The sequence below is a fragment of the Parvibacter caecicola genome (genome assembly GCF_003725335.1).
Taxonomy (GTDB): Bacteria; Actinomycetota; Coriobacteriia; order Coriobacteriales; family Eggerthellaceae; genus Parvibacter; species Parvibacter caecicola.
The window spans coordinates 116,920-131,134 of record NZ_QIBY01000004.1 but is presented as its reverse complement, the minus strand read 5'-3'; the positions used below and the strand labels follow the sequence as shown (position 1 = coordinate 131,134).

The window sequence follows — 14,215 nt, the reverse complement described above, 5'->3', positions numbered from 1 at the left end:
GTGTATAAGAGACGGCGTGCCCCCGGCGGCCCCGGCCGGGGAGGAGGCCAGCCCCGACGAGCTGAATTCCATCTTGTCCGGCGCCTTCGGAGACGGGGTTGTGTTCACCGAGCAATAGATGGGTTGCGTGCCCGTTCCCGCGCGGTCCGGCGCCCCCAACTTACGCTATAGTTTCTGCAGTTTGTTTTCGCTAGACAAGGAGCCATCCTCATGGATATGAAGAAGATGATGAAGCAGGCCCAAAAGATGCAGATGGAAGCGGCCCGCGCCCAGGAGGAAATCGCCTCCATGGAGTTCGAGGCCACTGCCGGCGGCGGCATGGTGAAGGCCGTGGTGACCGGCAACATGGAGCTGAAGTCCCTCTCCATCGACCCCGCCGCGGTAGACCCCGAAGACGTGGAGATGCTGGAGGACATGATTGTAGTGGCGGTGAACGATGCCGTTGCCAGCGCCACCAACGCTTCCGCCCAGCGCATGAACTCCATCATGGGCGGGGTGAAGATCCCCGGCCTCATGTAGGTCCGGTGCCCCTCCATGCAATCTGCCCCGGCAATCCAAAAGCTGCTGGACGAGCTGGAACGGCTGCCCGGCGTAGGCCCCAAGTCGGCTCAGCGCATTGCCTATTACATACTTAATAGTGATTCCGCGGACGCCTTGCGGCTGGCTCAGGCCATCCAAGAGGTGAAGAGCACGGTGCATTTTTGCCAGCGCTGCTTCAACTATGCCGAAGACGACCTGTGCGCCATCTGCGCCAGCCCCTCCCGCGACGGCGGCCTGCTGTGCGTGGTGGGGGAGCCCCGCGACATCCCGCCGCTGGAGCGCACCGGCGTGTTCAGCGGCGTGTACCACGTGTTGGGGGGCGAGCTTTCCCCCATGGGCGGCGTTGGCCCGGCCGACCTCACCATCGCGCCGCTCATGAGCCGGCTGGCTTCCGAAGACGTGCGGGAAGTGGTGCTGGCCACCAATCCCAACATAGAAGGGGAGACCACCGCCGCCTACCTGGCCCGTCTCATCAAACCGTTGGGCATAACGGTCACGCGGCTGGCCAGCGGCCTGCCGGTGGGGGGCGACTTAGAGTTCGCCGACGAGGTAACCCTGGGCCGCGCCCTGGAAGCCCGCCGCCCCCTGTAGCGCCCGCCCCGGCGCCCGTTTCGCATCCGACCCCGCGGCCGTCTAAGGAGAACAACCATGACCCCACGCAACCCTGCCGCTTCCGGCAAGCCGCCGGTGCAGTCTGCTGTCCCGGACGGCGGCCATCCCACCGAAGAGCAGCTGGCCCGCCAGTACCTGCAGGTGGTGAGAGGCCTGCACGGCGACGAGCCGGGCCGCTGGCGCGCCTGGGAGCGCATGGAGGACGGCCAGGCCTACTACCGGGGGCTGCCGGTGGCCTTCGATTTCCTGCCCACCCTGTTCACCCCTGCCAGCCGTCGCGGCTTCGCGTCCATCGTGGAAACCACCTACGGCATTTTGCGCAAGGTGATCCACTGCTACCAATCGGACGCCCAGTTCCGCAAGCTGTTCCGTTTCGATCCGCGGGTGGAAGAGCTGGTGCTGCTGCCTTCCGGCTACGAGGAGCCGCTGCCGATGGCCCGCTTCGATCTGCTGTACAACCAGCAGACGGAAGCATTCCAGTTCTGCGAGTTCAACACCGACTCCTCCAGTGGCATGCTGGAAAACGCCGAGGCCTGCGCCGCGGTGGCGGAAAGCGACGCCTTCTGGGAGTTCCAGAGCCGCTACCCACTGGAGAGCCGTTGCGACGAGCAGTTCGAGGGCTGGGCCGAGAAGCTGATGGCCATCTTCCGCACCACTGCCGCGTTCAAGCAGCTGCAGCGGGAGGGGCAGGTGCCCCATGTGGCCATTGCCGTGTGCATGGAAAGCCCCAACCCCGACGTGCGCGAGCTGGACGCCTATCAGGAAATCATCGAGGATCTGGGCTGGGATTGCTCCATCTACGACGTGCGCGACTTGCGCGTCGAAGACGGCCGGCTGGTGGGCCGCAATGCGCTCGCCGGCCAGAACAACGTGCCCATCCACCTGGTATGGCGCTTCTGCATTGTGGTTGACCTGCTGAAATACTGGGACGAGGTGCAGCCGTTCATCAAAGCGGTGCGCACCGGCGCCGTTACCCTGGTGGGGGCGTTTTCCACTCAAATCGCCCATGATAAGCAGCTCTTCGCCTTGCTGCGGCACCCGGAGGTGCAGCCGTTGCTCACTTTTGAGGAGCGGGCGTTTGTGGAGGAGCGCATCCCCTTCACGGCGTTTCTGGACGATCCGTCGCTGGATTTGGAAGAGGTGCGGGCGTGCCCGGCCGACTGGGTGCTGAAGCCCACCGACTGGTACGCCACCAAGAACGTCACGGCTGGCGCTGAGTGCACCACCGAGCAGTGGAACCGCCTGATCGACGAGGCGCTGGCTTCCCGTGACGGCTCCCCGTACCTGGTGCAGCGGTTCGTGGCCCCCGCGACGTCGCCCGCCATCCCGCTTTACGGGCGTGAAGCGGATTTCACCGCCGCGCCGCAGCCCTACGGCAACCTGTTCGGCCTGTACTGCCATTGCGGCCAATTCGCCGGCGTGTACGTGCGCCAAGGGCCGCAAGAGGTTATCGGCAGCGCTCGGGAAGGATTGGTGGCGCCGGTCTTCTGGTTGAAAAACGCCGACGAGTAGCTGTTTTCGCCCCATGAGAGGCGCTTTTTCGCCGGGGAAGGGCGCGCGGGGGCCAGCGAAGGTTACAAAACTGAATATTAAGGTTTTGTAAAATGAGTGAACTGCTATACTATCCAAGATCTTTTCGGGAGCACCTGGTGCTCCAGTCTAACAGCCTGGGCTTCGCGGGGTTTTTGTTTTGGAGGGGACATAAACCTCTTGATGGCTAGGCGAAGATGAACGGCTCGCTACTGGCGGGCCGTTTTTCTTTTGCGGGGCGGGCTGACGCGGAGACGGGGCTGACGTCAAAAGTGTACGTCCCCCCGACACGCCTTTACTGGTACGAGTCGAAGGAATCGCGGAACTGGCCGTCCACTGCCAGGGCGGCGAAGGTGAGGATGGCCCCCAGCTCCCGATCGGTGGCTTCGCCCATCCCCAGCACTTCCTTGATTTTGCGCAGCCGATAGCGCACGGTGTTCGGGTGCTGGAACAGTTGCTCGGCGGCGGTGCGCACTTCTCCCAGCGCCCGGGCGTAGGCCAGCGCCGTGGGGGCCAGTTCGCCGTCGTGGGCGCGGTCGTATTCGCGCAGCAAGTCCATGATCAGCGCCGCAGTGCGGGAGAACAGCCGGTCGCTGGTGGCGGCGGCCCAGAAGGCGTCGAAGCGCAGCGCCGTCCAGCGCACGATGTTCGAGTCGTCCAGCCGCGCCGTGGCCAGCGCCGCCTGCGCCTGCCGGATGGCCAAATCGCCTTCGCCCATGGGCAGCTCTTGGGAAAGCCCGCACAGGAGCGGCCCCGCCTGGGCGATATTGGCGGCCAGGTCGGCCTCGGAGATGGTGATCACCGACTGCGGCGGCCTCTTGAACGAGATGAACGCCAAGATGACGTCGTCGTACACGCAGGTAAACGTACCCCCCACTTCCTCGAAGCGGCGGCCGTAGTCTTCCGCCACGTTGCGCACCACTCCGTGCAGCGCCCGCAGCGTGGCAGTTTCCAGCACCAGCGGCTGAATGGCCAGGCACTGCACCGTGGCCCCGGTGATGCCGGCAATGGAGAAGATGAGGTTGGCCACGTGGCGCTCGTCGGAGGGGGCCAGCACCTGGTCGATGAGGCGGTTGCGCTCGGAGTTCACCGCTTCTTCGTCGATGAGGGCCATCACGCTGGCCAGCGTCCGCTCCATGTAGCGGCCGTCGTAGAAGAACACCGGCACCTCCGCCGCCGCGCTGGCCTCTTGCACCTTCGGGCTCAGCTCGGTGAGGGCCACTGGCTTGATGGCGATGGCCGCCACCCCGTGTTCGATGAGGGCCAGAAGCGCCTCTTCCGCCAGTTCCGGGTGCATCTGGGCAAACCCCAGCGTGGTGAAGATGAACTCGCCGGGCACGAAGGCGTGGTAGTCGTGGAAGAAGGGCTCGTAGTCCAGCGTGCCGCAGTTGATTATCTCGCGCCCCTCGAAGCCCTCGCAGGGGGCCGCCAGGTTCACGTTGTCGAATACCGGGAGCGCTAGCACATCTGCAACGGTAACCATTCGGTGCCTTTCGTCCAAACGTCCAAAAACGGTTGCCTCTATTGTAGCGCAGCACTGCAACTCCGGCTTTGCATCTTGTTTGGGAATGTTATGGGGCGCGGGGCGCTCTGCTATAATTCCTGCCCACAAGGGAGGGAAGCATGATCAACGTTCCAAGTCCGGCGGTGGCCATCGTCGGCCGCCATAATTCCGGGAAAACCACGCTGGTGGAGAAGCTGATCGCCGAGTTGGTGTCGCGCGGTTTGGATGTGGGCAGCGTGAAACACCACAGCCACAAGGGCTTCGACATCGACTATCCGGGCAAAGATTCCTACCGCCATCGCGCCGCCGGTGCCAGCGAGACGGTTATCGCCGCCCCCGGCCAGATGGCCCGCATCAAAACGGTGGAAGGGGAGATGGAGTGCCGCGACATTGTGCGCTCCATGCCCGGCCACGACATCGTGCTGGTGGAGGGCTATCGCAAAAGCGGGCTGCCCACCATCGAAATCATGCGCTCGGGCAACCCCGCCGATGTGGCGGTAGCCGAGGCATTTGCCAAAGGGGCGAAAAATGGCGCTTCGTTGGGCACCGATTTCATCCAAGCCTCCCGCGGCCAAGGGGCCTACCAGGCCGATTTGGAATCGAAGATGCCCCGCGCCAGCACGGTGGCTATCGTCACCGACATCCCCCAGGCAGAGGAAGCGGCCGACATATACGGCATTCCCGTGTTCGGCTTCGACGACGTGGAGAAGCTGGGGGATTTCCTTCAGGAAGACTACACCCGCCATTGCGTTTCGGTGGTGATCCAGGCGGGCGGCGAAAGCCGGCGCATGGGCCGCTCGAAGGCCACGGTGCCCTTCCGGGGAAAGCCGCTGATCGGCCGCCTGATAGCCCGCCTTGCCCCGGTGGCCGACGAGCTGATCGTCACCACCAACGAAGCCGAGAACCTGCAGTTCCTGCACGAAGAGTTCCCGCATCTGGACATTCGCCTGGTGCCCGATGTGCACGAGCAGCGGGGCGCCCTGCGCGGCCTGAACACGGCGTTTTCCGCCGCCCGGTTCCCCTATGTGGCCGTGGTGGCCTGCGACATGGTGTTCGCCAGCCCGTCTTTGATCGTGGCCGAGGCGGTGCGCATGTCCCAAACCAAGGCAGACATTGTGGTGCCGGTGAACCAGTACGGCTTCGAGCCCTTCCACGCCCTCTACCGCCGCAGCGCCTGCCTGGCCGCGTCAAACCGCGCCCTGGCCGATGGCTGCGTGCGCGCCCAGGACCTCTTCGACGGCCAGGGGCTGGAGGTGCTGGAGTTTACCCGCGAGGAAGTGATAGAGGTGGAGCCCCGCGGCGGCTGCTTTGTGAACGTGAACACCCCCGAAGACCTCAAGCGGGTGGAAGAGACCTTTTTCGGAGAATAGGAAGTACCCATGCCCAGCCTCAACGATGTGGTGGAAGTTGCCAACGCCCTGGACACGGCCGCCGTTGTTGCCATGCCCGACCGCTGCGTGAAGGTGCGCAACCGCAATTCCCAGTGCTCGCGCTGCGAGGAGGTGTGCTTCAGCCACGCCATCGACATCAAGCTGAATTCCATCGCCATTTCCGGTGCCCAATGTGTTTCCTGCGGCTCTTGCGTGGCCGTGTGCCCCACTCAGGCGCTGGTGCCGCTAGAGCCCACCGCCGAGCAGCTGGCGGCGCGGGTGGCCGCCGCCCAGCAGAACCTGGGCAAGCCCAAAGCGGTGATCGCCTGCGCCCGCATGGAGGCGCGCCACATCGCCGACCCCGACATGTACGCGGTGGTGCCCTGCCTGGGGCGTATCGAGGAAACGTCGCTTTTGGAAATTGCCGCTGCCGGCGCCGAGGAGATAGTGCTGGTGGACGGCACCTGCGCCACGTGCAAGTACCGCGACGTGGTGCCGGCCGTGGACGCCACGCTGGCCTGCGCCCGCAGCCTGCGTAACCTCATGGGCAGCAAGGTGCTGATGTCGCGCATGTCCGACTTCCCGCTGGACATCCCGGAAAACCCCGCCAAAGCGGTGGGGGCGTCGCGCCGCAGCTTCTTCACCGACGCCAAGGCCTTTGCCCAAGAGGCGGCCATCGAGGTGGCGGAAAAGACGGTGCTGGATTCGCTGGGCATGGGGCGCGACGAGAAGGTGGCCTCCATCCGCGAGCGGCTGAAGGTGTCGCAGGCGGGCAAGATGCCGCAGTTTTCCGCCGAGCGCACGCTGCGGCTGATGGACGCTATGTGCCAACTGGGCCCGGCGCCGCGCCAGGACACCCTGCAGGGGCGCGACTTCGGCTCGGTTTCCATCGACGTGGAGCGCTGCACCGGCTGCGGCATGTGCGTGATGTTCTGCCCCACCGATGCCCTGAACTACAGCGAGGTGGAGTCGCAAAACGACGAGACGCGCCTGGTGGAATTCTCCATGGCCGACTGTACCCAGTGCATGCTGTGCGCCGATGCCTGCATGGCCAAGTGCATCGAGGTGAGCGACACGGTGGAAACCGCCGAGCTGTTCGACTTCGAGCCGCGTCTCCTAGAGATTGGGAAGGCGCGCCCCAAACCCCAGCTCTTCGGCCGCAAATAGCCTCTGGAGGGTGGGCCGACCCGACAGGCCTGCGCTCGACGCTCCGTACGAGGGGAACTAACTCGCCCTGGCGGGCGAGTTAGTTCCCCTCTACTCCGCTTGGCCGGATCTCGCTCCGACCCGCCGGGTCGGCCCAGCGAAGACGCCGTCGCAGGTCGAATTCGTAGGGCAGAGATTCTATCTCTGCCTAAACGTTCCTGGAGGGTGGGCCGGTTGGACGGGGCTGCGCTCGATGCGTCGTCGGCCCGAGCCTGTAGTCTCGGACCTCCTTTGGCTTGGCCGGACCTCGCTCCGCCCCGCCCAACTGGCCCAGCCACGGTGGCTTGCGGGGCCAGGGCCGCCGTTGCCCTTCAGGGAGCTCCCGCTGCCTGTTCGCTCCCCACGGGTGAATCTTGTGTGTTATACTGCCCTCCGTTCGCTTTAGCGTGATAAAGTGCAAATGCAAATGAACCGGCTTTCCGGTTCGCCATAGAAGGGAACCCTATGAAGAAGTTTACGAAGATTCTGGCGTTCGCCGCCACCGCCTGTCTGGCGGCCGCCCTGGTGGCCGGCTGCTCCGGCGCCCCTGAGAAGCAAGAGCCCGCGGCCCAGCCCGCCCCGGCCGAGCAGCAGACCCCCGAGGCCGATGCTCCCGCCCAGGCCACCAAGCTGATTGTGGGCTACGACAACTCCTACCCGCCCTACGGCTTCATCGGCGACGACGGCAACCCCACCGGCCTCGATTTGGACCTGGCCGCCGCCGTGTGCGACAAGTTGGGTTGGGAGTTTGAAGCCACCGCCATCAACTGGGATGCCAAGGACGCCCTCATCAACCAAGGCTCCATCAACTGCATCTGGAACGGCTTTACCATGGAGGGCCGCGAGAACGATTACACCTTCAGCGAGCCCTACATGCTCAACGAGCAAGTGGTAGTGGTGAAGGCCGGTTCTGACATCGCCGACCTGGCCGACCTGGCCGGTAAGACCGTGGTCACCCAGGTGGACTCCGCCGCGCTGGACGTGCTTGATGGCGACCAGAAAGAGCTGGCCGACACCTTCGCCGCGCTGGATCAGCTGACTGACTACAACAACGCCTTCATGCAGCTGGAGTCGGGCATGGTGGACGCCGTGGCCTGTGACCTGTCCATCGCCGCCTACCAGATGGCCGCCAACCCTGGTGCCTACACCCAGCTGCCCACCTCTCTGAGCTCCGAGCACTACGCCGTGGGCTTCAAGAAGGGCGACACCGAGTTGGCCAAGCAGGTGACTGACGCCCTGAAAGAGCTCTACGCCGACGGCACCGTGCAGAAGCTGTGCGAGAAGTACGCCGACTACGGCGTGACCGTGGACAACTGGGTGCTGTTCGAGTAACGCGCCCTAAGCCGGAGCCGCTTGGCGGCGACCCCGTTGCCGGCCCTGCCCTTCGGGGCGGGGCCGTTTTGCCGAAGGGCTCCGTGCGGACCCGGCAAACCCCAGCCCGCTGGCGCTGCAGCGGTTTGGGGTTTGCCTTGGCTTGGCGCCCTGCGATGGGGCGCCGGAAGAGAGAGGGATGCCATGGAATTCGGCGTAATGATGGGAATACTGCTGGGGGGCCTTCAGCTCACCGTTGCCATCTTCTTCATCACGCTCATAGGCGCGCTGCCTTTGGGCGTTGTGGTGGCGCTGGCCCGCATGAGCCGCTTCAAGCCGCTTTCGCTGGTGGCCCGCTTCTACATCTCCATCCTGCGTGGCACGCCGCTCATGCTGCAGCTGATGGCCATCATGTTCGGCCCCTATTACCTGTTCGGGCTTGAGATGGGGGCTGATTGGAAGTTCGGCGCCTGCGCCATCGGCTTCATCTTGAACTATGCCGCTTATTTCGCGGAAATTTACCGCTCCGGCATCCAGTCCATCCCCCGCGGCCAGTACGAAGCCGCCAGCGTGCTGGGCTACACCAAGGCGCAGACCTTCATGAAAATCGTGCTGCCCCAGGTGATCAAGCGCATCTTGCCCGCCATGGGCAACGAAATCATCACCCTGGTGAAGGACACCTCCCTTGCCTTCGTGCTGGGCATCATGGAGATGTTCAACGCTGCCAAAGCGCTGGCGGCCCGCGAGGTGTCGATGGTGCCCTACGCCATCGCCGCCCTCATTTACTGGGTGTTCTGCCTGCTCATCGAGTTCGTGATGAACAAGGTGGAAAAGAAGCTTGATTATTACCACGATTAGCGCTGCGGAGTCCTCCGGCACCCCATCTTGCCCCTCAATTCCTACCTTCGCGTACCCGAGTACGCTCAGTCGGATTTCAGGGCAATCTAGGGCGCCAGAGAAACCCTCGCTTGCTTTGGCGGACAGGTAAGGATTCGATTTATTAGTGCTGACGGGCCGGTACAGGCCTGAGGTTATACGGAGGACAACATGACCGATGCTGTGGTGAGTCTTGAGAGCGGGAAGAAGAGCTTTGGGAGCAATCAGGTGCTCAAGGACATCTCTCTTACGGTGAACAAAGGGGACGTGCTGGCCATCATCGGCCCCTCCGGCGGCGGGAAGTCCACGCTGCTGCGCTGCATGACGCTGCTGGAAACCTTGGACGGCGGCAGCCTCGCTTACGGCGATTTGGCGGTGGCCACCGATGCGGGCGGCCGGGCCGTTTACGGCGGCAAGCAGGTGCTGGCCAAGGCCAAGGAGCGCTTTGGCCTGGTGTTCCAGAACTTCAACCTATTTCCCCACTACACCGTAATGAAAAACATCACCGACCCGCTGATCTGCGTGCAGAAGATGCCCAAGGAACAGGCGGAGGCGCGGGCCGTGGAGCTGCTGGCGAAGATGGGGCTTTCCGGCAAGGAGGCCATGGTGCCCTGTGAGCTTTCCGGCGGTCAGCAGCAGCGGGTGGCCATTGCCCGCGCCTTGGCCATGAACCCCGACGTGCTGTTCTTCGACGAGCCCACAAGCGCGCTCGACCCCGAGCTCACCCGCGAGGTGCTGAAGGTGATCCGCGATTTGGCCAGCGAGCACATGACCATGGTGATCGTCACCCACGAGATGAGCTTCGCCCGCGACGTGGCCGACCGCATCATTTTCATGGACGGCGGTGTGATTGTGGAAGAGGGGCCGGCGGAGCAGCTGATCAACAACCCCCAGCACAACCGTACCAAAGCCTTTCTCTCCAACTACGCCAACAACTAAGCCGCGCCCGCGTCCGTGACGGGGGAGTGACAGGGGACGGGGATAACGTCAGGTTTTTGGAGGCTGGCCCGGTTGGGCGGGGCTGCGCTCGACGCGTCGTCGTGCCGAGCCTGTGGTCTCGGCACTCCTTGGGCTTTGCCTCACCTCGCTCCGCCCCGCCCAACCGGGCCAGCCAAGGGGGCAGCTCTATTCGTGCTTGAACGTTCGTCTCTGTCGCTTTCGTAGGGCAGAGATTCTATCTCTGCCTATGCGCCGGCTGCGATTGCGCCCGGACGGGCGGGGGTGGCCTCTTCACAGGTTACCGCCGCGTATCGGCTGATGCGGCGGGTTGGCGGCTTGCCCTACACTGAAAACGTGTGCGGCATGAAAGGAGGCGTGCCATGACCGTTACGTTTTACGTGGCCCGCCACGGCGAAACCATCTTCAACGTGATGAACCGGGTGCAGGGCTGGTGCGACACCCCGCTCACGGCTGCCGGCGAGTATGCCGCAGCGGAATTGGGGCGTCGCCTTGCCAATCGCACATTCGTGGCCGGCTACTCCTCCGACAGCGGCCGCGCCCGTGCCACCCTGGAAATCGCGTGGAAGGCGTGGCTTTCTGCCCGCGGCCAGGGCATCCCCGAAGAGCTGCCACTGCACGCCGATTCCCGCCTGCGGGAATGGTGCTACGGTCAGCTGGAAGGGGAGGACCGCCAGTTCATGCAAGACGCGCTGGCCGCCTGCTTCGGCGAGGTGCTGCCGCGCAGCCACCACAATCGCCAACTGCCCCAAATTGCCGACTACTTCGCCGCCATTGACACCACCGGCCGGGCCGAGAACTTCGCCGCCATCGAAGCGCGGCTGCGCAGCTTCCTGCAGGACGTGGGCCGGCAAATCGAATCCCAGGGAGGCGGCAACGTGCTGGTGGTCACCCATGCCTTCACCGTGCGCACGCTGGTGTACCTGTTCGACCGCGCGCGGGTGAACGAGCCCGAGAAGATCGGCAACGCGTCGTTCACCGAGCTCATATGGGATAATGACGAGGTCACAGTGGGGCGGATTGGAGTACCCCCTACGCGCAGGTGACAAACAAGGAGAAAGTCCTAACGGACGAGAAAGCCCCCGGCACCCAGTAGGCCGGGGGCTTTCACTTGGCCCTCCATCTGGCTCCGACGGGCTGCGGCTCTTTCCGAAGACGCGTTTTTTCGACTTTGGTACCCAAAATATGCGCAAAAAAGCGACTTTGGTATGGATAGCCCACAAAACCCCAGGTGGGCCGGTACCAAAGTCGCCAAAACATGCGGAAGAAGTTACCGAAGTCGCAAAACCGCGCACCCGCTACCGCAAAAAGACAACTTTGGTGACAGCTGTCTCGGCTTCCCAAATTTTGCAGGGGGAGTGCGACGCCTTTGCGCGATTGCCGTTCGCTGTCAGCAACAGGTCATGCGGCTGGTGGCCGGTTCGGGAACGAGTGAGGCGGTGTTTCCGCGCGACTACCGTTCGCCGCCCGGTTTGCGCACCATCACCCGTTCGTATACGGCGAACTCGGGGCTGCGATACTCGCGTACCATTTCAAAGCCGAAATGTTTGTACAGCCCCTCCAACCTATTGGAATAAGTTTCCAGGTAGATAGGCAGATTCTCCTCGTCGGCCAGTTTGAAGAACGGCTCCAGCACCTTGCGGGCCACACCGGTGCCCTGGGCGTCGGGGGCCACGGCGAACATGATGAGGTGGATGAAGTCGTCATGCTTGTGGGTTTTTTCGGGGTAGTCGAACACCGAAATGGGGGCCATGCGCTCCAGCTGCTTGTTCAGGGCCTCCTGCTCTTCGATGGAGAGCACCGATTTGCACAGGTCCTTCCAGCCCTTTTCCTCCAGCGCTTCCCAGGTTTGCGGCGCCAGCTCGCTGTTGCGGAAGCCGATCATCAGCCCCTTGCCGTCGGGGGTGCAGTAACCGCACTGGTAGGGGGTGCCCACCGCCAGGTCTGACAAGATTATGGCGCGGGACAGGAATCGTTCGCGGTCGGAGCCGCGGCTGGTTTCCGGCAGGGCGCTCAGCAGCTCCTGGGTCCACAGCTCTTCCAAAAACGCATCGCCGGCCATGTCGGCCAAATTCGCCAACACGGGCCCTTCCGTGGGTTCGAGGGTGACAAGTCCGGATAGTTGCATGGATGACTCCTCTCTGGCCGGTGCGGGCACGCACCGCCCCCGGCCCTGCTTATTTCCCCCATTGTAGGGAACCGTGCCCGCTCAATCGGCCCCTCGCCGGCCAGCGTTGAAAACTTGCAATGCGATGTCCATGGACACCTCTTCGCGTTTCCCCGCATGGAGTTGGGGGAGGCGCGGTTTGGACAGGCAGAAGTTTACCGTCATCTTACGGGAGTACATCGTTTGGTGTAATCCAATGACGCAGAAATGACGTTTCGGTTTTAACCGGAAGGCAAAAAATGCCCCGTGATAAATTGGGCATCGCCCGAGCGGGAATGGCGTCGCCGCCGATGCGGCAGGGACGCCTTTGGAAAGCTCGGCCCCATTGGTAAGAGCAGTCTTAGACAAAGCAAGGAGCGAACCCATGACTGACTTGAATAAAGAGAACCTTCCTGTGAGCGATCCCGCCACCGATGACATCATCGAGCAGACGGTGATCACCGAGACCACCACCCCGGAGACCGGCCATGCCCCTGAGCATGCGGCCCCGAAAAAGACCGGCGCCCGCACGTTCCTATACGGTTTTGCCGGTGCTGCCGTGGCGTGCATCCTTGCCTTCGGCGTGGGCGGAGCGGTGACCACCCTCCATGCGGCCGACAGTTCCGCCAACAACAGCCCCTCCGCCACGGTGACCAACGGCGACGGCAACACCACCATCACGGTGAACGGCGAAGACACCACGTTGCCGGAAGCGGTGGCCAACAAGTGCCTGCCGTCGGTGGCGTTTGTGGCCACCTACGTTGACGCCTCCGCCCAGTCGCAGGGCAACGGCTACGGCTACGGCGGCAACGAGTACGGCTATGGTTGGGGCTTTCCCTACGGTTTCGGTTACGGCGATGACTACGGTTACGGCGACGGCTACGGCGACGGCTACGGCTGGGGCTGGGGCCAGCAGAACAGCTTCCAGATGAGCAGCCAGCAGGTGGTGGACGACAACTACACCGAGTACGGCACCGGCTCGGGCGTGGTGCTCACCGAGGACGGCTACATCCTCACCAACAACCATGTGGTGGAGGGCGGCGCCGCCTGGACGGTGACTATCGAGGGTAAAACCTACGACTGCGACCTGGTAGGCACCGATCCTTCCTCTGATGTGGCCGTGCTGAAGGCCAAGGACGCCTCCGGCCTCACCCCCATGGAAATCGGCGATTCCAACGACCTCGTGGTGGGCGAATGGGTTATGACCATTGGCAGCCCGTTCGGCCTGGAGCAGTCGGTGGCCACCGGCATTGTTTCCGCCACCAACCGCTCCCAGATCATGAGCGGCGCCGAGAGCGGCTCTGCCACCGATACCATCTACCCCAACATGATTCAGACCGACGCCGCCATCAACCCCGGTAACTCCGGTGGCGCCATGGTGGACGCCGAGGGCAAGCTGATCGGCATCAACACCCTCATCACTTCGTATTCCGGCAACTACTCCGGCGTGGGCTTCGCCATTCCGGTGAACTACGCCATGGGTATTGCCGACAAGCTGATGGCCGGCGAGGAGCCCACCTACGCGCAGCTGGGCGTGTCGCTTTCCGACATCACCCCTGCGGTGGCTGAGAACTACGGCCTGAGCTCTGACGCGGGTGCCTACGTGGCCGAAGTGGTGCCCGACAGCGCCGCTGCCCAGGCGGGCATTGTGGAAGGCGACATCATCACCGGCTTCAACGGCAAGGCAGTGGCTTCCTCCAGCGACCTTATGCTGGACGTGCGCGGCGAGCAGCCGGGCGCCGAGGTTACCCTCACCGTGGCGAAGGCGGACGGCCAAACCCAGGACATCAAGGTGACCCTGGGCGAGAGCAGCCCTGCTGCTTCCCAGCAGCAGGAACAGGGCCAGGACCAGCAGCAGCCCCAGCCCCGCCAGCAGCGCTAAAGCACCTGCGCGCCTAGCAGCTAAGCTATAAAAACCGAAGCGCCGCCCCGGCAAGTCCGAGGCGGCGCTTTTCATGACAGGGGACGGGGGGTAATGTCAGGTGCCGGGAACGCCGCTGCTGACGCGCCCGTCGTGCTCTCGACGGGCGCGCATGCCCGTGGCGGGCTCGCGCTCTGCCCCAACGGGGGCGAGCGGCCAAGGGGCGCCCCCGTTGGGCGCCCCCGCCGAAAGGCGTTCTCACCGGCCGTGCTTCGTAGGGCAGAGATTCTATCTCTGCCTAAACGGCGCTTTTTGTTGCCCGG

General features: G+C 63.9%; 12 protein-coding genes. 10 read left to right on the top strand and 2 right to left on the bottom strand.

Annotated elements, in window-relative coordinates; translation table 11 throughout:
• The first annotated feature begins 210 nt into the window (after nt 1-210).
• The 3 genes from DMP11_RS04330 to DMP11_RS04320 are packed head-to-tail and all read left to right on the top strand — an operon-like array spanning nt 211 to nt 2,664.
• Nucleotides 211-519 carry a YbaB/EbfC family nucleoid-associated protein gene (locus DMP11_RS04330; protein WP_123185279.1) on the top strand — a complete coding sequence of 103 codons (309 nt, stop codon included), beginning with the start codon at nt 211-213 and terminating at the stop codon, nt 517-519.
• Between the two features lie 15 nt (nt 520-534).
• A complete protein-coding gene (gene recR / locus DMP11_RS04325) occupies nt 535-1,131 on the top strand; it encodes a recombination mediator RecR (protein WP_123185278.1) in 597 nt (198 codons plus the stop codon).
• A 57-nt stretch (nt 1,132-1,188) separates the two neighbouring features.
• On the top strand, nt 1,189-2,664 hold the full coding sequence (locus tag DMP11_RS04320; protein ID WP_123185277.1) for a glutathionylspermidine synthase family protein: 1,476 nt from the start codon (nt 1,189-1,191) through the stop codon (nt 2,662-2,664).
• A gap of 313 nt (nt 2,665-2,977) precedes the next feature.
• On the opposite strand, the gene DMP11_RS04315 is transcribed toward DMP11_RS04320, so the two are convergent.
• Nucleotides 2,978-4,165, bottom strand: a complete 1,188-nt coding sequence (locus DMP11_RS04315; protein ID WP_123185276.1) for a PucR family transcriptional regulator — start codon at nt 4,163-4,165, stop codon at nt 2,978-2,980.
• Nucleotides 4,166-4,305: 140 nt separating this feature from the next.
• On the opposite strand from DMP11_RS04315, the gene mobB reads away from it, so the two are divergent.
• From mobB to DMP11_RS04285, 6 genes are all read left to right on the top strand, one after another.
• Entirely contained in the window at nt 4,306-5,556 is a 1,251-nt protein-coding gene (gene mobB / locus DMP11_RS04310; RefSeq protein WP_123185275.1) for a molybdopterin-guanine dinucleotide biosynthesis protein B, read from the top strand.
• Between the two features lie 9 nt (nt 5,557-5,565).
• Nucleotides 5,566-6,723, top strand: coding sequence for a 4Fe-4S binding protein (locus tag DMP11_RS04305; RefSeq protein WP_123185274.1), 1,158 nt, complete (start codon nt 5,566-5,568; stop codon nt 6,721-6,723).
• Nucleotides 6,724-7,206: 483 nt separating this feature from the next.
• Nucleotides 7,207-8,073 (top strand): transporter substrate-binding domain-containing protein, encoded by an 867-nt coding sequence (locus tag DMP11_RS04300; protein ID WP_123185273.1) that lies wholly within the window; start codon nt 7,207-7,209, stop codon nt 8,071-8,073.
• A gap of 183 nt (nt 8,074-8,256) precedes the next feature.
• On the top strand, nt 8,257-8,910 hold the full coding sequence (locus DMP11_RS04295; RefSeq protein ID WP_123185272.1) for an amino acid ABC transporter permease: 654 nt from the start codon (nt 8,257-8,259) through the stop codon (nt 8,908-8,910).
• Nucleotides 8,911-9,099: 189 nt separating this feature from the next.
• Nucleotides 9,100-9,867 carry an amino acid ABC transporter ATP-binding protein gene (locus tag DMP11_RS04290; protein ID WP_123185271.1) on the top strand — a complete coding sequence of 256 codons (768 nt, stop codon included), beginning with the start codon at nt 9,100-9,102 and terminating at the stop codon, nt 9,865-9,867.
• 380 nt (nt 9,868-10,247) lie between these two features.
• A complete protein-coding gene (locus DMP11_RS04285) occupies nt 10,248-10,931 on the top strand; it encodes a histidine phosphatase family protein (protein ID WP_123185270.1) in 684 nt (227 codons plus the stop codon).
• Between the two features lie 407 nt (nt 10,932-11,338).
• Here the strand turns inward: DMP11_RS04285 and DMP11_RS04280 are convergent, their stop codons facing one another.
• Entirely contained in the window at nt 11,339-12,013 is a 675-nt protein-coding gene (locus DMP11_RS04280) for a GNAT family N-acetyltransferase (protein WP_123185269.1), read from the bottom strand.
• Nucleotides 12,014-12,416: 403 nt separating this feature from the next.
• On the opposite strand from DMP11_RS04280, the gene DMP11_RS10390 reads away from it, so the two are divergent.
• Nucleotides 12,417-13,913 carry a S1C family serine protease gene (locus DMP11_RS10390; RefSeq protein ID WP_211329069.1) on the top strand — a complete coding sequence of 499 codons (1,497 nt, stop codon included), beginning with the start codon at nt 12,417-12,419 and terminating at the stop codon, nt 13,911-13,913.
• Nucleotides 13,914-14,215 lie beyond the last annotated feature (302 nt).